A 23,965-nucleotide genomic window follows, 5' to 3' on the forward strand; every position below is an offset into this window, starting at 1 on the left:
CGGGTGCGTACCCGCAAGTATCTGCGTATGTACGAGCACGACACCATACGCGTTCGAGGCGGACGTCCTGTGCCCTCAGCTGCGGTTGTACGTCAGGCTCTCCCCGCCCCCGCTGGTCTTCGACCTGCGCAGCTTGTCGTCCCCCAGGAGCGTCACTTCCGTGGCCTCGCCCGGGGAGCATGAGGACCGGGGTTCGCCGGAGGTGACGGTGGACGGGCCGATCCGGAGGGGGCCGCCGGCGGTGGGCTTCGCGGAGAGCTTGGCGGAGAAGGAGCAGTGGTAGGTGCCGCCGTCCTCGGTGGGGCCGTCGGCGAGCAGGGTGAGGACCGTGTCGCCGACCTCGCCCTGCCGGATGGTCAGCTCACGGGTGCTGGGGCCGCCGATCCTGCCGGTGCTGTCGAGCGAGGTGCGCCAGGTGCCCAGGAAGGCCGTCGGGACCGCGCCGGACGCGGGCGGGGACGTGGAGGGCGATGCGGAGGGGGACGGCGAGGGCGTCGGGTTCCCGGCGTCGCCCGTGACCGCCGGGGACACGCGTGCGGGCCCGCCGCCCTTGTCGTCGGTGTCGCCGCCGCCCTGCATCAGCGCGTACACCGAGCCGCCCGCGGCGAGCGCGACGACCGCCGCGACGGCCACCAGCAGCGCCGTGGACCGTCCGTTCCGGGCGGGCTCCGGCGGTGGGCCGTACAGCGTGTCCGCGGCCGGGACGGGGGGCGGGGTCGGGCCCTGACCGCCCGCGTACGGGTTGTACGGCGTGGGTTGCGGGTGCTGCTGCGGATAGCCGTACGCCGGGTGCGAGGGCGTCCGGCCCGCGATCAGGGTGGGCAGCGGGTGCGCCCCCGGCGCGGGCGGCTCGGCGGCGGCCGCGTGCTCGGGCGAGGACGACGGCGACGAGTGGTGCGACGACTGGTGCGGGGACTGGTGCGACGAGTGGTGTGAGGACGGGGGTGGGGACGAGGGCGGGGACTGCCGCTGGGAGTGGGGCGGGCCCGTGCCCTCCGGGTCCTCCGAGTCCAGGAGCCGTACCGCGTGCCGGCCGAGCGCGGCCACCAGGGCCCCCGGCAGCCACGGGTCGCGGGAGCGGCCACCGGCGACGGTGTCCTCGGCGCCGCTGCGCTCCAGGATGCGGGCCAGGGACGGCCGGGTCGCGGGATCCTTGCGCAGGCAGTCGCGGACCAGGTCGGCGACGCCCTCGGGCACGCCCGCCAGGTCGGGCTCCTCCTGGGCGATACGGAACATCAGGGCGTGCACCCCGCTCTGCGCGGCGCCGAAGGGCAGCTTCCCGGTCGCCGCGTAGGCGAGCACGGAACCGAGGCAGAAGACGTCGCAGGCGGGCGTGATCCGGTCGCCGCGCACCTGCTCGGGCGACATGAAGCCCGGCGAGCCGACCATCGAGCCGGTGCGGGTGAGCCAGTCACCGGTCAGGGTCTCCATCGCCCGCGCGATACCGAAGTCGATGACGCGCGGCCCGTCGATGGTGAGCAGCACGTTGGACGGCTTGAGGTCGCGGTGGACGATTCCGGCGGCGTGGATGTCGCCGAGGGCGTGCGCGAGGCCCGCGGCGAGGATCCGTACCGAACGCTCGGGCAGCGGCCCGTGGTCGCGGCCGACGACCTGCTGGAGGCTCGGCCCGGCCACGTATCCGGTGGCCACCCAGGGCACCGCGGCCTCGGTGTCCGCGTCCAGCACCGGGGCCGTCCAGTAACCGCCGACCCGGCGGGCGGCCAGCACCTCGTGCCGGAACCTCGCCCGGAACTCCTCCTGCGCGGCGAGCTCCGCGCGCACCAGCTTCACGGCGACGGTACGGCCCCGGTCGGACCTGGCCAGGTACACCTGCCCCATACCGCCCGCCCCGAGCCGCGCCAGCAGCCGGTACGCCCCGATCCGCTGCGGATCCCCCGGACCCAGCTTCTGCACCCCGCCCCGCCCTTCCCCGCCCCCCGACATGTGCGACGGATCGAGAATAATGCGGCCCTTCGGGAGTCGTACGCGGCAAGGTCTACCGGTTCCGTAACGGCGCCCGCGCGATGATCACCGCACCCCCGCCCCGACAACCTGTCGCGGAATCCCCCCGAGCACGGAACAGGACGCCGATACCGCGTCCGAATCGCGGACATCTACCCTCGCCCGCATGACGACCCCGATGACGCCCCCCATGTCTCCCCAGCCCGACCCCGCAGCCGGTGCCGCCGTGAAGGCCGCGGACCGGGCCCATGTGTTCCACTCCTGGTCCGCGCAGGAACTGATCGACCCCCTCGCCGTCGCCGGTGCGCAGGGGTCGTACTTCTGGGACTACGACGGCAGGCGCTACCTGGACTTCACCAGCGGGCTCGTCTACACGAACATCGGCTACCAGCACCCGAAGGTCGTCGCGGCGATCCAGGAGCAGGCCGGGCGTCTGACGACGTTCGCGCCCGCGTTCGCCGTCGAGGCCCGCTCGGAGGCGGCACGGCTGATCGCGGAGCGTACGCCCGGCGACCTGGACAAGATCTTCTTCACCAACGGCGGCGCGGACGCGGTCGAGCACGCGGTGCGGATGGCCCGGCTGCACACCGGCCGGACGAAGGTGCTGTCGGCGTACCGGTCGTACCACGGCGGCACCCAGCAGGCGGTGAACCTCACCGGTGACCCGCGCCGCTGGCCCTCCGACAGCGGCTCAGCCGGTGTCGTCCGCTTCTGGGCGCCGTTCCTCTACCGCTCCCGCTTCTACGCCGAGACGGAGGAGCAGGAGTGCGCCCGCGCGCTGGAGCACCTGGAGACGACCATCGCCTTCGAGGGGCCGGCCACCATCGCCGCGATCATCCTGGAGACCATCCCGGGCACCGCGGGGATCATGGTCCCGCCGCCCGGCTACCTCGCCGGGGTGCGCGAGCTGTGCGACAAGTACGGGATCGTCTTCATCCTGGACGAGGTCATGGCCGGGTTCGGCCGCACCGGTGAGTGGTTCGCGGCCGACCTCTTCGACGTCGTGCCCGACCTGATGACCTTCGCCAAGGGTGTGAACTCCGGCTACGTGCCGCTCGGCGGCGTCGCCATCTCCGGCGCGATCGCCGACACCTTCGGCAAGCGCCCCTACCCGGGCGGTCTGACCTACTCCGGCCACCCGCTGGCCTGCGCCGCCGCCGTCGCCACCCTCGGTGTCATGGCGGAGGAAGGCGTCGTCGACAACGCCAAGCTGCTCGGTACGTCCGTCGTCGAACCCGGGCTGCGCGCGCTCGCCGAGCGGCACCCCAGCGTCGGCGAGGTGCGTGGCGTGGGCATGTTCTGGGCGCTCGACCTGGTGAAGAACCGGGAGACCCGCGAACCCCTGGTCCCCTACAACGCGGCGGGCGAGGCCAACGCGCCGATGGCCGCCTTCGGCGCGGCCGCGAAGAAGCACGGGCTGTGGCCGTTCATCAACATGAACCGCACCCATGTCGTGCCGCCCTGCAACGTCACCGAGGCGGAACTGAAGGAGGGCCTCGCCGCCCTGGACGCCGCCCTCACCGTCGCGGACGAGTACACGGCCTGAGGCCCTGAGGCCCCGAGGCCTGAGGCCCTGGGGGCGCTGAGGGCGGCGCTTCGGACGGTGGCTCCGTCACCTCGGCTCGGGCGGCCGGGCCTGAGGGCCTGGGAGGCCTGAGGCCCTGGGGGTCCTGAGGGGCGGCGCTTCGGACGGTGGCTCCGTCACCTCGGCTCCGGTGGCCGGGCTTGAGGCCCTGGGGGCTTGAGGCCCTGGGGCCGGCGGCCCGGACGGTGCTCCGTCACCTCGGCTCGGGCGGCCGCTGGCGGGGCATGTTCGGGCGGGTCGGCGCGGGTCCCGGCGGGAGGGGGAAACGTCCCTGGAAAGGGGCCGTGTCCGCCCGGGGCGGTGACGCAACCGCGGACTGGATGCCGAGGGGCGCCGACCCGGTGCGGAACTCCACCATCCAGTCCGCCGTCTCCGTGCGGACCAGTTCCGTCACGTCCTCCGAGAAGCGCCGCAGCACGGCGAGGCACCGCTCCGTCGCCTCGCTCGCCGTGCCCTCCGCCGGGCCGAGAACCTCCCGGACGCACTCCGACGCCCAGTCGAACTGGAGCACCTGAAGCCTGCGCTGCACCGCCTGCGCCGTGGCCACGTCCCGCATCCAGCCGGACGTCAGCCCGAAGTAACGGTCCGCGGCGGCGCACGCCAGGCCGAGCGTCAGCGCCAGGTATCCCCACACCGAGGTCCCGTCCACCGCGCCGGTCAGCTCCAGCAGCGGCAGCGCCGCCCCCGACACCGCGCCCACCGCGGCGCCGACCCGCAGCACCCGCGCCGCCTGCCGCTTCCACACCCGGTCCGCGAGATACCAGGCCGCCGTCTCCAGTGCCCGGCGCTCCACCCAGCGGAACAGCTCGTCCAGCCGCTCGGCGGGCTCCCCCCAGTCCCCGAGCGGGAACGCCCGCCCGGTCAGATCACCCGGCGGACCCTCGGGCTGCATCTCCGGCTGACCCACCCGGCACTCCCTACTCAACGAACCCAGCGAACTCGACGACCCGCCCCCTTCCTACCGCCCAATGGGTGGCGAAGAAGTAGCTTTCCGCTCTTTTCCGCCCGATAGGGGGCCTTGATCAGGTATAGACCCCGTGAAGATCTCACTCGAAAGAGTGGCGGGGCGATGGCCGCGTGGACCACGTAGGCTCGTGCACAACGGAGGAAAAGACCTCAGACCGATCTTCAGGAGCTGATCGTGATTCCCGGTGGTGGCCAGCCCAACATGCAGCAGCTGCTCCAGCAGGCCCAGAAGATGCAGCAGGATCTCGCGAGGGCGCAGGAGGAGCTGGCCCGCACCGAGGTGGACGGCCACGCGGGCGGCGGACTGGTGAAGGCCACCGTGACCGGCTCGGGCGAGCTGCGGGCCCTGGCCATCGACCCCAAGGCGGTCGACCCGGAGGACACCGAGACCCTCGCCGACCTGATCGTCGCCGCCGTCCAGGCGGCCAACGAGAACGCCCAGACCCTCCAGCAGCAGAAGCTCGGCCCGCTGGCGCAGGGACTCGGCGGCGGCAGCGGCATTCCCGGTCTGCCTTTCTAAGACGGGCGGCGGCCAACTACGGTACGTACCGGAAGACTCCAGAAAGGGCGGCGGTCCGTTGTACGAAGGCGTGGTCCAGGACCTGATCGACGAGCTGGGGCGGCTGCCCGGCGTCGGTCCCAAGAGCGCGCAGCGGATCGCCTTCCATATCCTCCAGGCGGAGCCCACGGACGTACGACGGCTGGCCCATGCCCTCATGGAGGTCAAGGCCAAGGTCCGGTTCTGCGCGACCTGCGGCAACGTCGCCCAGGAGGAGCTGTGCGGGGTCTGCCGGGACCCGCGCCGCGACCCCTCGGTCATCTGTGTGGTCGAGGAACCCAAGGACGTCGTCGCCGTGGAGCGCACCCGCGAGTTCCGCGGCCGCTACCACGTGCTCGGCGGCGCGATCAGCCCGATCGAGGGCGTGGGCCCGGACGATCTGCGGATACGAGAGCTGCTGGCCCGCCTCGCGGACGGCACGGTCACCGAGCTGATCCTGGCCACGGACCCGAATCTCGAAGGCGAGGCCACGGCGACGTACCTCGCTCGCATGATCAAGCCCATGGGCCTCAAGGTCACCCGCCTGGCCAGCGGCCTCCCGGTGGGTGGCGACCTGGAATACGCGGACGAGGTCACCCTCGGCCGCGCCTTCGAGGGGAGACGACTCCTAGATGTCTGACGCCACGCTGCACGCCACGACGCAGAACCCGGACGACTTCGCGGTGCAGATCGCGGACCAGGTGGAAAGCTTCCTGGTCGCGGTCACCGAGGTCGCGAAGGGCGACGAGCCCGGCTCCGCGGTGCCCTTCCTCCTCCTGGAGGTCTCCCAGCTGCTGCTGGCCGGGGGCCGGCTCGGCGCGCACGAGGACATCGTTCCCGACGAGCGCTACGAGCCCGATCCCGGTCCCGAGCTGGACGTGGACCCGCTCCGGGAGAACCTGGCACGCCTTCTGGAGCCGGTCGACGTCTACTCGGAGGTCTTCGACCCCTACGAGCCGCGCACCGCGCCGGTCCCGGCCCGGATCTCCGACGACCTCGCCGACGTCATCGCCGACCTGCGGCACGGCATGGTCCACTACCGCGCGGGCCGTACCACCGAGGCCCTGTGGTGGTGGCAGTTCTCCTACTTCTCCAACTGGGGTTCGACCGCCTCGGCGACCCTCCGGGCGCTCCACTCGGTCCTGGCCCACGTCCGCCTGAACCAGCCCCTGGAGGAGCTGGACGGCCTGGACACCGACCAGGGCGTGGGCGACGAGACCCTGGAGTTCGAGGCCGGACGGGTGATGGAGCAGGAGATCGCCGAGCCGCTGGGTATGCAGCACCCGGGCCGCTGACCGGCACTGACGTCTACGTCACAGTCGCCACAGTCTTCACCCGCGCCACTTTGGGCAGGGGAGTCTCCGAGCGGGAACCGCGACGTTACGACGATGTCTCACGATGCGGTATCCCGAAGGCAACATTCGGACGCTCGATAGACTGAGCGCACAACGACGGACGAGCGAGGAGCGCACGTGGGCCTTGTCGTGCAGAAGTACGGAGGCTCCTCCGTAGCCGATGCCGAAGGCATCAAGCGCGTCGCCAAGCGAATCGTGGAAGCGAAGAAGAACGGCAACCAGGTGGTTGTCATCGTTTCCGCGATGGGCGACACGACGGACGAGCTGATCGATCTCGCCGAGCAGGTGTCACCGATGCCTGCCGGACGCGAGTTCGACATGCTGCTGACCGCCGGAGAGCGGATCTCCATGGCCCTGCTGGCCATGGCGATCAAGAACCTGGGCCACGAGGCCCAGTCCTTCACCGGCAGCCAGGCAGGTGTCATCACCGACTCGGTCCACAACAAAGCGCGGATCATCGACGTCACGCCGGGCCGCATCCGGACCGCCCTGGACGAGGGCAACATCGCCATCGTCGCCGGTTTCCAGGGCGTCAGCGCCGACAAGAAGGACATCACCACCCTCGGGCGCGGCGGATCCGACACCACGGCGGTGGCCCTCGCGGCCGCGCTGGACGCCGAGGTCTGCGAGATCTACACCGACGTCGACGGCGTGTTCACCGCCGACCCGCGCGTGGTGAAGAAGGCGAAGAAGATCGACTGGATCTCCTTCGAGGACATGCTGGAGCTCGCCGCCTCCGGTTCGAAGGTGCTGCTCCACCGCTGTGTGGAGTACGCCCGCCGCTACAACATCCCGATCCACGTCCGCTCCAGCTTCAGCGGACTGCAGGGCACGTGGGTCAGCAGTGAGCCGATTCAGCAAGGGGACAAGAAGGTGGAGCAGGCCATCATCTCGGGTGTCGCACACGACACCTCCGAGGCCAAGATCACCGTCGTCGGCGTACCGGACAAGCCGGGCGAGGCCGCCGCGATCTTCCGGGCCATCGCCGACGCCGAGATCAACATCGACATGGTCGTGCAGAACGTGTCCGCCGCCTCCACGGGCCTGACGGACATCTCCTTCACCCTCCCGAAGACCGAGGGCCGCAAGGCCATCGACGCCCTGGAGAAGAGCCGGGTCGGCATCGGCTTCGACTCACTGCGCTACGACGACCAGATCGGCAAGATCTCGCTGGTCGGCGCGGGCATGAAGACCAACCCGGGCGTCACCGCCGCCTTCTTCGAGGCGCTGTCCGACGCGAGCGTGAACATCGAGCTGATCTCGACCTCCGAGATCCGCATCTCGGTCGTCACCCGCGCCGACGACGTGCCGGAAGCCGTCCGCGCCGTGCACACCGCCTTCGGCCTCGACTCCGACACCGACGAGGCCGTGGTCTACGGCGGCACCGGCCGCTGAGGGAGATCCACTGATGGAGTCGACCGTCCGTCCGACGCTCGCGGTCGTGGGAGCGACTGGTGCCGTCGGCACGGTCATGCTCCAGATCCTTTCGCAGCGCAAGGACATCTGGGGTGAGATCCGCCTGATCGCCTCGCCGCGCTCGGCCGGCCGCAAGCTGACCGTGCGCGGCGTGGAGGTCGAGGTCGTGGCGCTGTCGGAGGAGGCCTTCGACGGCGTCGACGTCGCCATGTTCGACGTACCCGACGAGGTGGCCGCGCAGTGGGCGCCGGTCGCCGTGGCGGCCGGCGCGGTGGTGATCGACAACTCCGGCGCCTTCCGGATGGACCCGGACGTGCCCCTGGTGGTGCCCGAGGTCAACCCGCACACCGCGCGGGTACGGCCACGGGGGATCATCGCCAACCCCAACTGCACCACGCTCTCCATGATCGTCGCCCTGGGCGCGCTGAACGCCGAGTTCGGGGTGCGCGAGCTGGTGGTGTCCTCGTACCAGGCGGTCAGCGGCGCCGGACAGGCCGGCGTCGACACCCTGCGCGCCCAGCTGTCCCTGGTCGCGGGCACCGAGCTGGGCACCAGCCCCGGCGACGTACGGCGCGCCGTCGGCGACAACACCGGGCCGTTCCCGGAGCCGGTCGCGCTGAACGTCGTACCGTGGGCCGGGTCGCTCCGGGAGGACGGCTGGTCCTCGGAGGAGATGAAGGTGCGGGACGAGACCCGCAAGATCCTCGGCCTGCCCACCCTGCCCGTGGCCGTCACCTGCGTCCGCGTCCCGGTGGTCACCACGCACTCCCTCACCGTGCACGCCCGCTTCCAGGGCGAGGTCACCGTCGACGGCGCCCGCGAGATCCTCGCCACCGCGCCCGGCGTCGTCCTCTTCGACAACCCGGCCGCGGGCGAGTTCCCCACCCCCGCCGACGTGGTCGGCACCGACCCCACCTGGGTCGGCCGGGTGCGCCGGACCCTGGACGATCCGACCGCGCTCGAACTCTTCGTCTGCGGCGACAACCTGCGCAAGGGCGCGGCCCTCAACACGGCCCAGATCGCCGAACTGGTGGCCGCGGAGCAGTCCTGACCCCGCGTGCGACGCCGATGTGAGCCGCATGTGACGGTGTATGTGGTGGGGACCATGGTCGAATCCACTTGTACCCGGCACCTTCCACGTTCGAAGATTTCACTTCCCGCACTCCGCAACCAGCGCAGCGCGGGAAGCGTCTTCGCGTACGCCCTTGACCGGGGCCCCGGAGCCGCGACGACCGGGCGTGGGGACATGGAAAACAGTGGAAGAGCGGGGACGCATGACGGAAACACCGTCGGTGACGCCCGGCGCGTACAACCCTCACGGGCACAAGCGCGTCCAACTGACGTGGCACAGGTACTCGAACTCAGTGCGCCGCCCCGCGCGGTGCTGCGGCCCCGCATGCCCGGTGTCCCCGGCGGCATGCCGGTGATCGCGCCGATGCCCGCAGCGCGGCCCGCCCGCATCCCCAGCCAGCGCGACGGCGCCGAGGAGTCCGCGTCCGCGGTGGCCGGCACGACCGTCGACCACCTCACCGAGACCTACCGGACGCACTACCGCTCGCTGCTCGGCCTCGCGGCCCTCCTCCTCGACGACACCGCCTCCTGCGAGGACGTCGTCCAGGAGGCCTTCATCCGCGTCCACTCGGCCCGCACCCGGGTCCGCGAGCCCGAGAAGACCCTCGCCTACCTGCGCCAGACCGTCGTCAACCTGTCCCGCTCCGCGCTGCGCCGCCGCATAGTCGGCCTGAAGCTGCTGTCCAAGCCGATGCCGGACATGGCGAGCGCCGAGGAGGGCGCCTACGACCAGCTGGAGCGCGACTCCCTCATCAAGGCGATGAAGGGCCTGCAGCGCCGCCAGCGCGAGGTCCTCGTGCTGCGCTACTTCGCGGACATGACGGAGGCCCAGGTCGCCGAGACGCTCGGGCTCTCGCTGGGCTCGGTCAAGGCGTACGGCTCACGCGGCATCGCCGCCCTGCGGGTGGCCATGGAGGCCCCGGCATGACCGGCGGCGGCACGATCGAGGGCGCCGGGGGAGGCGAGCCCGATGAACGCCACACGCACGAGCACACGCACTCGCACGCTGGGAACGGAACTGTGAACCACGGCCCCGACGGCAAGGGCCCCGAGGAGCTCGGCTCGGACGAGCTGGCCCTGCGCCGGATGCTGCACTCGGCCGTCCAGGACATGGAGCCGCGCGACGGCACCCTGGACCATCTGCGCCGGGCGGTGCCCGCGCGCCGGGCCCGCAGGCGGCACGCGGCCGTCGGCATGGCGGCCGCCGCCGTCCTCCTCGCCACCGCCGTCCCCGCCCTGGTGCACGTCACCCACTCCGGCGACTCCGACCCCAACACCTCCATGGCCGGCCAGGCCTCCCAGGCGCACGACGGGACGAGCCACGGCACGGACCAGGACGGCTGGTCCGGCACCGGCGACGGCTCCGGCGACCAGCCCTCCGGCCAGGACAGGAGCGACCTGAAGGGCGGCGGCAAGAGTGACGCCGACGGCGCCGGCACCACCGGACCCACCGACGGCGCCCACTCCTCCGCCTCCGCCGGCAGCCGCTTCCCCGGGTGCACCGCGACCCAGTTGGGCTCCCCGGTGGCGACCGTCGACGCCCCCGACTCGGCGGGCGTCGTCTACGGCACCTTCCGCGTCGCCAACGTCTCCACCACCGCCTGCGGTGTCGGCGGCGCGGGCAACGTGAACGTCCAGGCGCAGGGAGCCGCCGACGCGGGCAAGGTCAGCGCGGTACGGCACACGGCCGGGGACGCGGCGGCCGGACTGCCCACCCCCTCCGAGGAGGCCACCGGCCTGACGCTGAAGCCCGGCGAGGCCTACGAGGAGAAGTTCGCCTTCGTGCCCGCCCAGAGCTGCCCGGCCGACGGCGGCGGCGACAACGGCGGCACCGGCCCCGGCGAGCCGTCGTCCGACCCGACCCCCAGCCCGGACACCGGCGCCGGCACCGACGCGGGCAACGGCGTGGCGGGCGACTCTCCCCAGCTGACCCGGAAGGACGGCAGCCCGGTCGACGGGAGCGTCGTGGTGTCCCACACGCCCGAGGCGGGTTCCCCGACCGGCACGGCCACGGTGACCGGCGCGTGCGCGGGCACGGTCTACTGGACCGGAGTCCTCTCGGCCTCGTAGGCCTCGGCCGTGGGCAGGCCCAGCGCCGCGTCCCGGAGGAACTCCACCTCGCGGCGCAGCAGCCGGAACCACATGAAGACGACGAAGCCCGCGAAGACGAACCACTCCCCGGTGTAACCGAGGTTCTGGAACGCCTTCAGGTCAAGACCGGAGCCGGCGGGCGCGCTCGCGGGTACGGCCCGCATCCCCGAGTCACCCTTGTCCAACGTCATCCACGCGTCGTACATCCGGTACGGCACCAGGTTGACGAGGGAGGACGAGCTGATCGCCGCCGTCTGCCCGGACGGCAGCCCGCCCCGCGCGCTGACCCCGTTGTCCCCGGGTGTCTCCGAGGCCTGGAGCACGCCGGTGACGGTGACCTCGCCGGACGGCGCGGCCGGCGCCTTGGCGGCGTCCGCGCGCCCCGGCAGCCAGCCGCGCACCACCGGCAGCGCCCGGCCCGCGTCGGTGCGCAGCAGCGTCAGCACGTAGTAGCCGCTTTTGCTGTGCAGTTCCCGGTCGGGGACGAGGAGCTGCTCGCCGTACCGGCCGGTCGCGGTGACCCGCCGTCCCACCGTGGACTTGTCGACGGGCAGCAGCTCGGCCAGCGGCCGGGCCGCCTCCGTCCGCACGGACGCGGCCCGCTCGGTCGCGGTCCGGTGGTCCTGCACCCGGCCCTCGAACCGGCCGAGCTGCCACGACCCCATGAAGACGCAGAACGGCACGGCGAGCAGCACGAAGACGTTGATGCCCCACCAGCGGGGAGTCAGCAGAAACCGGTACACGACGACAACGGTACGGCGGCCGGGAACCGCCCCCCACAATGGGGCCATGAGTGAGAGCAGCATGCCGGAGTGGGAGAAGCGTTTCCGGGCGCCGAGGGTGTCCCTGCCGGACTGGGCCGAGGACGCGCCGCACCGCTCCCTGTTCGTGTCGAACGCGACCGGGACCTACGAGCTGTACGCGTGGGACCGGACGACGGGCGCGCAGCGGCAGGCGACCGACCGGCCGAACGGCACGACCGACGGGACGCTGTCCCCGGACGGCGCGTGGATCTGGTGGTTCGACGACAAGGACGGCGACGAGTTCGGCGTGTGGCGCCGCCAGCCGTTCGCGGGCGGCGCGGACGAGCCCGCCGTACCCGGTCTCGCCCCCTCCTACCCGGCGGGCCTGGCCCTGTCCCGGGACGGCCGCACGGCGGTCGTGGGCCGCTCCACGGACGAGGAGGGCACCACGCTGCACCTCACCCGCGACGGCGCCGACCCGGTCGAGTTCTACCGCCACCGCGAGTCGGCCTACGTGGGCGACATCTCCCACGACGGCACGCTGATCGCGATCGAGCACACCGAACACGGCGACGCGATGCACTCTGCGCTGCGCGTCCTGCGCCACGACGGAACCCAGGTCGCCGAACTCGACGACTCCAGGGGCGGCGCCGAGGCACTCGGCCTGGAGGTGCTGGGCTTCGCCCCGGTCGAGGGCGACACCCGGCTGCTCATCGGCCATCAGCGGCGCGGCCGCTGGGAGCCGCTGGTGTGGGACGTGGCGACCGGCGCCGAGACCGACCTGGCCCTCGACCTGCCGGGCGACGTGAGCGCCGAGTGGTACCCGGACGGCTCCGCCCTGCTGATCGCCCACGGCTTCGAGGCCCGCAGCGAACTGTTCCGCCACGACCTCGGCACGGGCGAGCTGTCGGCCATCCCGACCCCGCCGGGCACCGTCTCCGGCGCCACCGCCCGCCCCGACGGCAGCGTGGAGTTCCTCTGGTCCTCCGCCGCCGAGCCGCCCGTGGTCCGCTCCACCACGGGCAAGGTGGTCCTCGACCCGCCCGGCATGAAGTGCCCCGGCTCGGTGCCGGTCGAGGACGTGTGGGTGGAGGGCCCCGGCGGCCGCATCCACGCCCTGGTCCAGAAGCCCGCGGGCGCGACCGGCCCCCTGCCGACCGTCTTCGACCTGCACGGCGGCCCCACCTGGCACGACAGCGACGCCTTCGCCGCGGGCCCCGCCGCCTGGGTCGACCACGGCTACGCGGTCGTCCGCGTCAACTACCGCGGCTCCACCGGCTACGGCCGCGCCTGGACCGACGCCCTGCGCCACCGAGTCGGCCTCATCGAGCTGGAGGACGTCGCCGCGGTCCGCGACTGGGCCGTGTCGTCGGGCCTGGCCGACCCCGCCCGGCTGGTCCTCACCGGCGCCTCCTGGGGCGGCTACCTCACCCTCCTCGGCCTCGGCACCCAGCCGGAGGCGTGGGCCCTGGGCATCGCGGTGGTACCGGTCGGCGACTACGTCACCGCCTACCACGACGAGATGGAAACCCTGAAGGCGATGGACCGCACCCTCCTCGGCGGCACCCCCGAGGAGGTCCCCGAACGCTTCGAGGCGTCCTCGCCGCTCACCTACGTCGACCAGGTCAAGGTGCCCGTGTACATCTCGGCGGGCGTCAACGACCCCCGGTGCCCGATCCGCCAGGTCGAGAACTACGTGGACCGGCTCGCGGAGCGGGGCGCGGTGCACGAGGTGTACCGGTACGACGCGGGGCACGGGTCACTGGTGGTGGAGGAGCGGATCAAGCAGGTGAGGCTGGAGATGGACTTCGCGGGGAGGCACTTGGCGGGGTAGCGCTCATACTCCCTGGGCCTACCGGGACGGCTGGGAGGGTGGGAAAGCGGGGTCCGGGGGCGGAGCCCCTGGCGGGGTCCGGGGCGGCGCCCCGGGACGTCCGAGCAACTCGGCCAGCCCCCGCCGGGTGGCGGCGAGAACGACCCGCTCGCCACCCCGCAGCACATGCCCCGCCGGCACCGACAACCGCCCCTCCAACGCCAGCACCCGCCACGCCCCGGCACGGAACGCGTCCCCCACCGTCCGCCCCTCCAACTCCGGATGCCCGCTCACATCCAGCGCGGCGAACAGCAACACCCGCCGCTCCACGGGAATCGCCCCGAGAATCTGCCGCCCCTGCATCGCCCCGGCGAACGCGGGCGCGGCCAGATGGGACACACTCCGGCTCCGCGTCACCGCCCGCGGATGCGCCGCCCGCAACGTCCGGTACACGGCGTTCGCGAAGTCGTCGTCGTACAGCCGCAGCACCACCCTGAGGTCCGGCCGCACGGACCGCGCGTAGAGCACCGCCTCCAGATTCGTCGTGTCCGCGCTGGTCACCGCGAGCAGTACATGGGCCCGATGGATCTTGGCGGCCTCCAGCACCCCCTCCTGGGTCACGTCACCCAGCACCACCGGCACCCGCAGCCGCCGGGCGGTGGCCAGGCCCCGGGCCTCGGGGTCGGCCTCCACGCACACCACGGGAATGTGCAGTTCCCGCAGCCGGGTCAGCACCCGCGTGCCGATCTTCCCGAGTCCCAGCAGCACCACATGCCCGCCCAGTCCGCGCGGCGGCTTGCGCAGGGCGGACGCGGTCCGGAAGGTGCCGAGTCCTTCGAGGACGGCGGCCAGCAGTACCGGCAGCAGCAGTAAGCCGACCAGCCCGGACAGCAGTTGAAGGATCTGCCGGCCGAGCGGAGCCCCGAGCGCCGGATCGTCGATGGCGAACAGGTCCAGCAGCGTCAGATAGAACGCCCCCAGCGGATGGATCCCGGTCACCAGCGACAGCGCGACGGCGAGCGCGATCACGCACCCCGCGAGCCCGGCGAGGGACCACCGCAGCCGCCGGGAGAACAGCGACGCGAACGGTGGCACGATCCCGGTGCGCCCCGCGGGCATCGGCGGCCCGGCGGCGTACGACACCTGCTCCAGTACGACGGTGCCCCGCCCGTCGGCGGCCCGCACCTCCGCGTCGTCGGGCAGCAGCCGCGGCCCGCGCTCCCCGCTGCCCTCGGCGCCGTCCGAGCCCGCGGGGTCGCTGCTGGTCGCCGACAGCAGGGCCAGTGTGCACAGCCCCGGTTCGGTGGGCAGCCCCACCCGGGCGGGCGGCCGCTCCACCGCCTGCAGCAGCAGTCCGTCCGTCTGGACGACCTTGCTGGTCCCGGCGACCGAGGTGGCGGCCAGCGCGGGCGCGGCGGTGTCGGCGTCGGACAGCACGGTCGTGGAGGCGCCGTCCCCGCCCTGCCCGTCCCCGTCCCCGGCGGCCAGCGTGGCGGCCTGGTCGAGGAGTTCCTCGATGTGCTGGCCGAGGCGCCGGTTGTAGAGGCGCAGGACGAGCCGCAGGCGGGGGTTGAGGCGGCGGGCGGTGAGCGCGGCGCGGATGTTGGTCTCGTCGTCGTCGTACACGAGCGCCAGCGCGGCGGCCCGCTCCACGCCCGCGACGGCGAGCACGGCCTCGGTCGGCTCGGCGGCCTCCAGCAGCCGTTCGCCGCGCCCCGTTTCCCCGGAGCCGTTGCCGCCGCCATTGCCACTGCCGTTGCCGTTGCCGCCCGCCGTGCCCCGCCCCACGGCCGCGCTGACCATCCGGTCGAGCAGCGCCGCGGAGGCGGCCCGGGCCCGCCCGACCGCTGGTGGCCGTGCCGTACGCTCACCCGGCGGCACGACGAGCGTCACCTGCTCGCCGTACACTCCGCGCAGTTCGGCGGCCAGCCGATGGGCCAGCCCGTCGTCACCGCACACCACCATGTGCTCCGGTGCGCCACCATGTCCGCCTTGATAAGGAACGCTCCCCACAAGGGCAAAGACTGCCCCAACAGCACGAGCGGTTCCAGTGCCCGGCTGAACGCGGGTGCCGGAACGGCCGTACCGCAGGGGAGGGAGCACAGCGAAGCAGCGCCGTACGCCGGAGGTACGCGACCCGTGGCCGTAACCGAAGAAGCCCCGCCCGCCACCGAACGGCGGCCGGAGCGGGACGGCTGGCACCTCAACTCCCCGCTGGCGCTGACCCTGCTGCTGGTCCTGGTCGTGGCGTTGCAGGGCCCGGTCCGCGGGGCACTGGGCACACCGGTGATGCAGAGCTGGATGACGGTGTTCGTGGCGGTGGTCGTACAGGCGCTGCCCTTCCTGGTCCTCGGTGTGCTGCTGTCCGCGGCGATAGCGGTCTTCGTCCCCCCGTCCTTCTTCGCCCGCGCGCTGCCCGCCCGTCCCGCCCTGGCCGTGCCGGTCGCGGGGCTCGCGGGCGCGGTGCTGCCGGGCTGCGAGTGCGCGTCCGTGCCGGTGGCCGGGGCGCTGGTACGGCGTGGAGTCACGCCCGCCGCGGCCATCGCGTTCCTCCTCTCCGCCCCCGCGATCAACCCGATCGTGCTGACGGCGACGGCGGTCGCCTTCCCCCGGAACCCCGAAATGGTGCTGGCCCGTTTCGCCGGGAGCCTCCTGGTGGCGTGCGCGATGGGCTGGCTGTGGCAGCGCCTCGGCCGCACCGACTGGCTGCGCCCGCCGACGCACCACGGACCCGAGGGCCGGACGAGGGCGGAGGCCTTCTGGGACTCGGTACGGCACGACATGGTGCACGCGGGCGGCTTCCTGGTGCTCGGCGCGATGGCGGCGGCGACCCTGAAGGCGGTGGCCCCGGCGAGCTGGCTGCGCACGGCGGCCGACAACCCGGTGTTCTCGGTGCTCGCGCTGGCCGTGCTCGCCGTGGTGCTGTCGATCTGCTCGGAGGCGGACGCGTTCGTGGCGGCGTCGCTCACCCAGTTCTCGCTCACGGCCAGACTGGCGTTCCTGGTGGTCGGCCCGATGATCGACCTGAAACTGTTCGCGATGCAGGCGGGCACCTTCGGGCGCGGCTTCGCGCTGCGGTTCGCCCCCGCCACCTTCGCGCTGGCCGTCACGGGCGCCGTCGTGACCGGGGCGGTGCTGCTGTGAACCGGCAGGCGCAGTCGGCGGTCCTGTTCCTGACCGGCGCGGCCCTGCTGCACGCGGGCTTCACGGACCTCTATCTGCGGTATGTGAAGGCGGGCCTGCGCCCGCTGCTGCTGGCGGCGGGCGCGGTACTGATCGTGACGGCGCTGGCGACGGCCTGGTACGAGTGGCGGCGGGCCCGTCGCGGTGGCGGGGCCGGTCGCGATCACGGTCACGACGGCGAACAAGGTCACGCCCATCGGGAGCCCCGGGTCTCCTGGCTGCTGGTCCTGCCGCTGCTCGCCCTCATCCTGGTGGCCCCGCCCGCACTGGGCTCGTACAGCGCGACCCGTACCGGCACGGCCCTGCAACAGCCCTACGGCTACGCCAAGTTGCCCACGGGCAACGGCACGATCCCGCTCAGCCTGGCCGACTACGCGGGCCGCGCGGTATACGACCACGGCCGCTCCCTGCACGGCCGCCCCGTACGGATCACCGGTTTCGTCGCCCTGGACGGCGCGGGCAAGCCCTATCTCGTCCGCATGGCCCTCAACTGCTGTGCCGCGGACGCCCAGCCGGTGAAGATCGGCCTCACCGGAGAGGTCCCGCCGGTCCTGCGCCCGGACGGATGGCTGGAGGTGACGGGCACCTACACCACCGAGCAGACCCGGGACCCCGTCAACAACGGCCCGATTCCCTACCTCAGGGTCACCGCGTCCCACCCGGTGTCGGAGCCGAGGGACCCGTACGACGAAACATGGAACAACTGACGTAACAGCCAACCGCTCCGACGACCGCTCCGACGGGTCCGTATGTTCGATCAATTTGAGCTGCGGTGCGCGTAAACAGGCCATGTTGTCCGACGGTGTCATGCCGGCCGGGTCGCGAAGGCAGCATGGACGGGTCACCTGGCGGCGTATTCCGCCGCGGAATGTGATCTTCGGGGGTGCCGGTGAATTACCAGGTGTGTGACGACTGGCCGCCGTCCACTTTTCTCAGCAGGCTCCGGCGGGAGACCCGGGACGAACTGCTCCGGCAGGGAGTCGAGAAGACCTATCTGCCGCATCAGCCTCTTCTGCAACAGGGCGATTCGAGCCGCCATGTCCTGCTGCTCACCAGCGGGGTGGTCAAGGTGGCGGCCACCTCGGAGAGCGGCGAGGACGTGCTGCTCGCCATACGAATCGCGGGCGATCTCGTGGGCGAGATGGCGGCGTTCGAGGAACTGCCCCGGTCCGGCACGGTGCTTGCGTGCGGGGACGTGACGGCCAGGATCATCCAGCTGTACGCCCTGGAGGACTTCCTGACCCGCCATCCCGAGGCGATGAAGGCCGTACTGCGCATGCTGAGCGCCCGGCTGCGCTGGGCCAACCGCCGCCGGATCGACTACCGGGCATACGACGCGGTCACCCGGTTCGCCCGGGTGCTGGCCGAGTTGGGCCAGACGTACGGCAGGCCCGCGCGGCCGGGTGACCGGACCCGGTGCGTCCTGAGTGTCACTCTGTCCCAGAAGGAGCTTGCGTCCCTGGCCGGCCTCGCCCTGCCCACGGCCGAAAGAAGCCTGGCCACCCTGACAGGACTGGGTCTGGTGCAGCGCAGTTACAGAAAAATAACCATCTGTGACGTTCCGAAGTTGCTGGAATTCGCCAAACTCGCAGGCGAGATTCCGTACTCGTAGGGGATTGGATCCAGCCGACTCTCCTAGCCTCTGGTCAGCTTGCCTTGCCTGCCCAGAGAGGAATGATCGGGTGGCTGAGTGGCCCGGGTTTTACCCCTGCACCTGTTTCGCCGTGGACGTACAGTCCTACGGGAGCAAGAACGATCGAGCGCAGTCAGAAACGCAACACGATCTGCCAAGACTTCTCGATGAAGCGGCCAGGAAATGCGGACTCGACCGCACGTCCTGGCACATCCAGTCCAAGGGCGACGAGCAACTCGCCGTCACCCCCATGAACGGCGACGAACCGCGTCTGGTGGACGACTACGTACGGCACCTGGTGGCCGGGCTCGGCCACTACAACGCGCAACGCGTCCCGACGGCCCGTATGCGACTGCGCGCCGCCCTGCACCACGGCCCCGTCGCCCTCGCCGACAACGGCTTCGCCGGCACCGCCGTGGTCGTCACCGCCCGGCTGCTCAACTCCGGGCCGCTGTACGGCGCGCTGGACGCACACCCCGAGGCCGACCTGGCACTGATCCTGTCCGACGACATGTACCGCTCCACGGTGGCCGGCGGCCACACCACGCTGGTGCCCTCGGACTTCAGCCGGGTGGCGGTCAGCGTGAAGGAGTACGAGTCGGCGGCGTACATCACCGTCCCCACGCTCGGCGCCCCGGCCGCCACGGGCAACTCCCTAACGGGCACGACAGGTACGGGCACGACAGGTACGGGCACGACAGGTACGGGCACGACAGGTACGGGCGCCGGTCACGACTACCGCGCCGACCGGATCAACGTCACCCACATGAACGGTCCGGTGGACGCGCGCGGCGCCGTGTTCGGGTTCGGGAGCGCCGATGCCTGACCAGGACGAGAGCGACAGCGCCGTACCCCCCCTCCCGCCGGAACCGGCGGCCGAGGAACCACCCGACCCGGGCGAGCCGCCTGTGCAGGACCGGAACGGGCGCAAGGACAAGGAGAGGGGAGGAGCAGACGGAGCAGAAGGGGAGGACGGCAGCGGGTACGACGACCTGCGCAAGGCCCAACAGCAGGTCTACAACAACTTCTACGGCTCCGTGGACGCCGCGGGCGCGGCCTTCGGCTTCGGCACCCGCCCGGCGACGCCCGGACTCGCCCCGGGCCTGGTCGCCCCCGAGGCCGTCGCCGCCGCGCTCCGCTTCCACCTCCGCCCCGAGCCCTGCTTCACCGAGGCACTCGGCCGGCTGCGCGCCGAGCACCTCGTCGTCCTCATCGGCCCCGACGGCTGCGGCCGGGGCGCCGGCGCCCTCGCCCTGCTGCGGCGGACCGCGGGCGAGGGCATCCCGCTGCACAGCCTCTCGCCCGCCAACGCCCTGGCCGACCTCGCCACGACGGCCCACATCAAGGAGGGCCGGGCGTACGTCATCCGCGACTACGTCGGCGAGGCCAACGTCGAGGCCGTCCAGGCCTACGAGATCGGCCGCCTGAGCGAGGAACTGCGCCGAAAGAACGCGTACTTGGTGATCACCGCGGACGAAGGCACCCGTCTGCGGCTGGCGTTGAAGGACCGCTGCGTGCAGTGGCACGCCCCGGAACCGGTGGAACTGTTCCGCCACTGCCTCGGCCTGCTGCCGTCCAGCGGCACGGCACAGCCGGGGCCGGGGCCGGGGGCGGGGCCGGAGACGGAGCCGGGGCCCGAGCTGCTCGCGAGCGTGGCCGAGCAACGCCGGCCCGCCGACGTCGTGGCCGCCGCGGTCGCGTTCGCCAAGGACCCGGCCGCGGCCGTCGAGACCCTCCGCGACCGCGACAGCGAGAGCGTGCGGGACTGGTTCCGGGTGAAGCCGTCCGCCGACGACCTGGTGCCCCTGGCCGCGCTCGCGTTCCTGGAGGGCGTCCCGGAGCGGACCTTCGAGAGCGCCTGCGCACTGCTCTTCGCCCATGTGCGCAACTGGGAGCTGCACGGGGAGACACTCGCCGAGACACCCGCCGCCGAGCCGGAGAGCACCGCCGCCACCGGCACCTCCCGCGGCTCCGCCTTCGAACAGTCCCGGGCCCGCTGGAACGACCGCGCGGTCGGCCTCGTCCACGTGGAACGCCGCCCCGGCCCGGGACAGGACGCCGACCGGGGCGAACGCCGCCTCGTCTTCGCCTCGCCCCGCATCCGCGAACTGGTCATCGGCGAACTGCACGGCCTGTACGGCTACGAGCTGTGGTACCCGCTGCGCCAGTGGCTCGGCGACCTGTCCCGGCTCAGCGACCTCGACGCCCGCCTGGAACTCGCCCGCGGCACGGCCGTACTCGCCCGCTACGCGCTCACCGAGGTCGAGGAACACCTGCTGCGGGTCTGGGCCGACGGGCTCACCGGCCAGCGGGTCACCGCCGCGCTGACCCTCCAGTTCATGTGCGAGGCCGAACACCTCGCGCCGCAGGCGCTGAACATCGCCCTGCGCTGGGCGGATAGGGACAGACCCAACAGAGCCGTCACCACCGCCATGGCGTTCACCGGCCGCCTCGGCTCCCTCTACCGACTGGAGGCGCTCAACTGGATCTGGTTCCTCATCGGCCGGGGCGAGCGCATCGCGTTCGCCGCCCGCCGCTCCCTGGTCCTGCTCCTCCAAACCGCGGAACAGGAACCGGAACGCGCCCTGCTCACCCTGCGCTACGTCCGCACCCGCGTCGAGTCGGCCTCCCGGCGCTCCGCCGAACGCCACGCCGCGCTGCTCCCCACCGTCCAACTCCTCGAAGCCGAAAGGCTGGAGGGAACCTCCCCGGTACCCGCCGCACTCCTGCGGAACATCCCGGAGAGCGCCCGCCACCTGGGTGCCCTGTGGACGGCGGCACTGCTCAGCCCGTTCCGCGGCCGCGCGGTCACCGCGCTGTGCCGCACCCTGGTCGACCTGCGCGAGGACCCCGCCGCCACCGACGTCGTGAGCCGTCTCGGCGAGGCCATGCAGTCCGCGATGAACGACACCGAGTGGCGGGCGCTCAGCCACGCCCTGAGCACCGCGCTGCGCAACCCCGACTTCGCGATACCCGGCACCCGGGAACTGGCCCGGGTGCTGGTGGGAGCGCTGCGCGGCGGCCGCCCGGGCCCCCTCTCCCGGACCGACTCCGTCTCCCGGCCCAACTCCGTCTCCCAGCCCGGTCCGCTCTCTCTGCGAGGAGGCAGAAGCAAGTGAACTACCCCGTCATCACCGAACAGGTCCTGGACCGGGTCGAGGGCAGCTGGTGGTCCCGCCGTCGGCGTCGCGACGACGTGCCGTCGCTGCCGCCCGGCGCCGTCCACGTCTTCCGGGTCGGCGGCAACTACCGCGCGTTCCCGGAGGGGATGGTCTTCGACCCGGCCCACCCCGACGTACTGGACGCCTCCTCGGTCACCCTGGTGGACACCCGGGCGCGCCTGGTGGAGGTCGAACGCACCCTCCCCTCGGTGAGCGAGGCCGACACCTTCAGCGTCCGGGTCTCCTTCACCTGCCAGGTGAGCGACCCGGCGGTCGTCGCCCGGCAGGGCGTCATCGACGTCGCCGTACCGCTGCACGCCTACCTGCTCGGCGACACCGACCTGCCGAAGGCCGGCGCGGGACACCGGGTGGAGGAGATCAACGCGGTCCGGGACGAGGTGGCCCGCCGAATGATCGCGTACACCGCGGTGGTTCCGCCGCGCGTGCCCGGGATGAGCGTGGAGTACGTCAGCGCCGAGGTGAAGGTCTCGGAGAGCCTGCGGGCCTGGGAGGAGACCCTCCGCAACGAGCGCCGCACCAGCCAGCTCACCCAGTTCAAGCTGGACCAGGAGACCCAGACCGCCGCACGGATCGCCGAAGTGTTCGCCCAGGGCTCCAACCACGTGGACGCGCTGTCCGTGGCACGCCAGGAGACCGAGGTCAACCAGGTCGCCGCCCGTATCCACCGCATCGAGCAGGAGGAGACGACCCGCCGGCACGACGAACGGACCGCCGACCGGACGCACGCGCGCGGGATGGAGGTGGCGGCGGCCCAGATGCGGCGCGACACGGTGCTGGCCCTCCTCCGCCAGATGGGCGGCAGCGGGGACTACGTCGACTACCACCAGGTCCTCGAACAGGTCCTGCGGGACACCGGCGGCGGCAGCACCGGCCTCACCTCCGGACTGTCCGACGCCCCCATGGTGGAAGCGGGCCCGTCCGGCCACCCGGAACCCGAACAGCGCCACCGGGGCAAGCAGTCGCAGGACCGGCGCGACGGCTTCGTACAGAGCGAGGAAGATCTTCTTGACTGAGCACCGTTCGACCGAGCACCGTACCCACCGCGCACCATCACTGTCCCGCCGGCTGCGCACGCTCAGTGGTGTCAGCGAGGAACTCCTCGACCGGATCCCGCACGAGCGCGCCCGCTACACCGCCCTCGGTGGCGTGGTGTTCGGCACCTCGGTGATCGCCGCGTTCTCCATGTGGAACTTCGCCACCGAGGCGATAGGCAGGACGTCCCTCCTCGCGGTCGTACCGACCGTGATCTGGATGCTGTTCGTACTGAACCTGGACCGCCTGCTGGTCACCCCGCAGCCGAACGCGCGCCGGCAGGCCGGTCCCGTCGCGCTGCGCCTGCTGATCGCGCTGATGCTCGGCGTCGTGATCGCCGAACCGCTCGTCCTGAGGATCTTCTCGACCGCCGTCGAGGAGCACGTGACCGAGCAACGCATCGACGACATCGATGAGCTGAGATCCAACCTGGTCCGCTGCAACCCGGTGCCGGACGGTACCGGGGCCACCACACCGAAGGGCTGCGCCCGCTCCTACGTCCTGTCCTTCTCCGCGACCCCCGGCGGCCGGTCCGGCGAACTGGACGCCCTGCGCAAGGACACCGCCGACCTCCAGAAGCGCGTCGACGCGGACACGGCCAAGCTGGAGGCGATCGACACGGACGTGCGCGCCGAGTGCCGCACCCTGATCCGCAACGCCACCACCGGCCTGTACCAGCGCACTTCGGAATGCCTGCGCCTGCGCGCGAAGGCCAAGGACTACCGCAACACCCACCACACCAAGCAGAACGAGACCCTGCTGGCCGGCATGAACACGCACGTCCAGCAACTGGAGGGCGGCGTCGCCACCGCACGCGACGACTTCCAGAAGTCCCTGTCCGCCCGCATCGACAAACGCCTCGCGGACGAACGGGCCAAGCAGAAGGAGATCGGCGTCCTGGAGCGCATCAAGGCGCTGGACGAACTCGCGGCGGACAACATGGTCGTCCTCGTGGGCATCTGGATGATCCGGCTGCTCTTCGTGCTGCTCGACATGCTCCCGGTGCTGGTGAAGTTCCTCGGCCGGGAGAACTCCTACGACCAGATGCTCACCCTCCACAGCAACAGCGCGGTCCGCGTCTACGGCGAACGGGTGCGGCTCGACGAACGCCGCGCCCTGGCCGACTTCGAGATCGCCCAGGACGCCATCGAGCAGAAGATCCGCCAGAGCCGCGCCGAGTCGGAGGCGGCGCTGCGCGAGCACGCGGCCGCCATGAACATCCGCGTCCGGCAGGCCGTGAACGCCCTGGAAGAGGAACTGCGCCGAGGCTCCGGCGTCTGACGCCGACGCGCAGTCCGCTCCCGGGGACACCGGGGGAGGGGCCGTGACCCGGCACGGGGGTCCGGGTCACGGCCCCGCACAACACAGCGCACCCCGCGCACCGCGCACCCCGCA

At 72.2% G+C, this 23,965-nt stretch carries 20 protein-coding genes; 16 read left to right on the forward strand and 4 right to left on the reverse strand.

The annotated features are described in order from the left end of the window. Positions 1–75: 75 nt before the first annotated feature. Positions 76–1,914 (reverse strand): serine/threonine-protein kinase, encoded by a 1,839-nt coding sequence (locus tag ACIPK3_RS11295; protein ID WP_402568369.1) that lies wholly within the window; start codon positions 1,912–1,914, stop codon positions 76–78. A gap of 238 nt (positions 1,915–2,152) precedes the next feature. Here ACIPK3_RS11295 and ACIPK3_RS11300 point away from each other — a divergent pair, with 238 nt between their 5' ends. Continuing rightward, the gene (locus ACIPK3_RS11300) at positions 2,153–3,508 is read left to right on the forward strand and encodes an aspartate aminotransferase family protein (protein ID WP_402568670.1); all 1,356 of its coding nucleotides are present in this window, start codon (positions 2,153–2,155) and stop codon (positions 3,506–3,508) included. Positions 3,509–3,740: 232 nt separating this feature from the next. On the opposite strand, the gene ACIPK3_RS11305 is transcribed toward ACIPK3_RS11300, so the two are convergent. Beyond that, positions 3,741–4,454, reverse strand: a complete 714-nt coding sequence (locus tag ACIPK3_RS11305; protein ID WP_402568370.1) for an SLATT domain-containing protein — start codon at positions 4,452–4,454, stop codon at positions 3,741–3,743. A gap of 234 nt (positions 4,455–4,688) precedes the next feature. Between ACIPK3_RS11305 and ACIPK3_RS11310 the strand changes: the two genes are divergently transcribed. The 7 genes from ACIPK3_RS11310 (at position 4,689) to ACIPK3_RS11340 (ending at position 10,963) form a co-directional block, all read left to right on the forward strand. Next, on the forward strand, positions 4,689–5,033 hold the full coding sequence (locus ACIPK3_RS11310) for a YbaB/EbfC family nucleoid-associated protein (RefSeq protein WP_402568371.1): 345 nt from the start codon (positions 4,689–4,691) through the stop codon (positions 5,031–5,033). 58 nt (positions 5,034–5,091) lie between these two features. Next, positions 5,092–5,691 (forward strand): recombination mediator RecR, encoded by a 600-nt coding sequence (gene recR / locus ACIPK3_RS11315; RefSeq protein ID WP_402568372.1) that lies wholly within the window; start codon positions 5,092–5,094, stop codon positions 5,689–5,691. Continuing rightward, positions 5,684–6,346: a DUF5063 domain-containing protein gene (locus tag ACIPK3_RS11320; protein WP_402568374.1), complete on the forward strand. Its 663-nt coding sequence runs from the start codon at positions 5,684–5,686 to the stop codon at positions 6,344–6,346. The genes recR and ACIPK3_RS11320 overlap by 8 nt, the downstream gene beginning before the upstream one ends. 177 nt (positions 6,347–6,523) lie before the next feature. Further along, on the forward strand, positions 6,524–7,801 hold the full coding sequence (locus tag ACIPK3_RS11325; protein ID WP_402568376.1) for an aspartate kinase: 1,278 nt from the start codon (positions 6,524–6,526) through the stop codon (positions 7,799–7,801). 13 nt (positions 7,802–7,814) lie between these two features. Further along, complete coding sequence (locus ACIPK3_RS11330) at positions 7,815–8,873, forward strand: aspartate-semialdehyde dehydrogenase (RefSeq protein ID WP_402568378.1); 1,059 nt, start codon at positions 7,815–7,817, stop codon at positions 8,871–8,873. 345 nt (positions 8,874–9,218) lie between these two features. After that, positions 9,219–9,821 carry a SigE family RNA polymerase sigma factor gene (locus tag ACIPK3_RS11335; RefSeq protein ID WP_402568671.1) on the forward strand — a complete coding sequence of 201 codons (603 nt, stop codon included), beginning with the start codon at positions 9,219–9,221 and terminating at the stop codon, positions 9,819–9,821. After that, on the forward strand, positions 9,818–10,963 hold the full coding sequence (locus ACIPK3_RS11340; RefSeq protein ID WP_402568380.1) for a hypothetical protein: 1,146 nt from the start codon (positions 9,818–9,820) through the stop codon (positions 10,961–10,963). The genes ACIPK3_RS11335 and ACIPK3_RS11340 overlap by 4 nt, the downstream gene beginning before the upstream one ends. On the opposite strand, the gene ACIPK3_RS11345 is transcribed toward ACIPK3_RS11340, so the two are convergent. Then, positions 10,933–11,727: an SURF1 family protein gene (locus ACIPK3_RS11345; protein ID WP_402568382.1), complete on the reverse strand. Its 795-nt coding sequence runs from the start codon at positions 11,725–11,727 to the stop codon at positions 10,933–10,935. The two genes, ACIPK3_RS11340 and ACIPK3_RS11345, sit on opposite strands and share 31 nt — an antisense overlap. 46 nt (positions 11,728–11,773) lie before the next feature. On the opposite strand from ACIPK3_RS11345, the gene ACIPK3_RS11350 reads away from it, so the two are divergent. Further along, on the forward strand, positions 11,774–13,561 hold the full coding sequence (locus tag ACIPK3_RS11350) for a prolyl oligopeptidase family serine peptidase (protein ID WP_402568384.1): 1,788 nt from the start codon (positions 11,774–11,776) through the stop codon (positions 13,559–13,561). An 18-nt stretch (positions 13,562–13,579) separates the two neighbouring features. Here ACIPK3_RS11350 and ACIPK3_RS11355 read toward each other — a convergent pair whose 3' ends face one another. Next, positions 13,580–15,505, reverse strand: coding sequence for an NAD-binding protein (locus ACIPK3_RS11355; RefSeq protein WP_402568385.1), 1,926 nt, complete (start codon positions 15,503–15,505; stop codon positions 13,580–13,582). Positions 15,506–15,679: 174 nt separating this feature from the next. Between ACIPK3_RS11355 and ACIPK3_RS11360 the strand changes: the two genes are divergently transcribed. The 7 genes from ACIPK3_RS11360 (at position 15,680) to ACIPK3_RS11390 (ending at position 23,851) form a co-directional block, all read left to right on the forward strand. Next, positions 15,680–16,684 (forward strand): permease, encoded by a 1,005-nt coding sequence (locus tag ACIPK3_RS11360; RefSeq protein WP_402568387.1) that lies wholly within the window; start codon positions 15,680–15,682, stop codon positions 16,682–16,684. Then, positions 16,681–17,430 (forward strand): TIGR03943 family putative permease subunit, encoded by a 750-nt coding sequence (locus ACIPK3_RS11365; protein WP_402568389.1) that lies wholly within the window; start codon positions 16,681–16,683, stop codon positions 17,428–17,430. Before ACIPK3_RS11360 ends, ACIPK3_RS11365 begins: the two co-directional genes overlap by 4 nt. 176 nt (positions 17,431–17,606) lie before the next feature. Then, the gene (locus tag ACIPK3_RS11370; RefSeq protein ID WP_402568391.1) at positions 17,607–18,335 is read left to right on the forward strand and encodes a Crp/Fnr family transcriptional regulator; all 729 of its coding nucleotides are present in this window, start codon (positions 17,607–17,609) and stop codon (positions 18,333–18,335) included. A gap of 112 nt (positions 18,336–18,447) precedes the next feature. Beyond that, positions 18,448–19,182: a hypothetical protein gene (locus ACIPK3_RS11375; RefSeq protein WP_402568393.1), complete on the forward strand. Its 735-nt coding sequence runs from the start codon at positions 18,448–18,450 to the stop codon at positions 19,180–19,182. Next, a complete protein-coding gene (locus ACIPK3_RS11380) occupies positions 19,175–21,475 on the forward strand; it encodes a hypothetical protein (protein ID WP_402568394.1) in 2,301 nt (766 codons plus the stop codon). Before ACIPK3_RS11375 ends, ACIPK3_RS11380 begins: the two co-directional genes overlap by 8 nt. Further along, positions 21,472–22,551 carry a hypothetical protein gene (locus ACIPK3_RS11385; protein ID WP_402568396.1) on the forward strand — a complete coding sequence of 360 codons (1,080 nt, stop codon included), beginning with the start codon at positions 21,472–21,474 and terminating at the stop codon, positions 22,549–22,551. Before ACIPK3_RS11380 ends, ACIPK3_RS11385 begins: the two co-directional genes overlap by 4 nt. Then, on the forward strand, positions 22,544–23,851 hold the full coding sequence (locus tag ACIPK3_RS11390) for a DUF4407 domain-containing protein (RefSeq protein ID WP_402568398.1): 1,308 nt from the start codon (positions 22,544–22,546) through the stop codon (positions 23,849–23,851). The genes ACIPK3_RS11385 and ACIPK3_RS11390 overlap by 8 nt, the downstream gene beginning before the upstream one ends. Positions 23,852–23,965: the final 114 nt, after the last annotated feature.

The organism is Streptomyces sp. NPDC086787 (genome assembly GCF_044745865.1).
GTDB lineage: Bacteria > Actinomycetota > Actinomycetes > Streptomycetales > Streptomycetaceae > Streptomyces.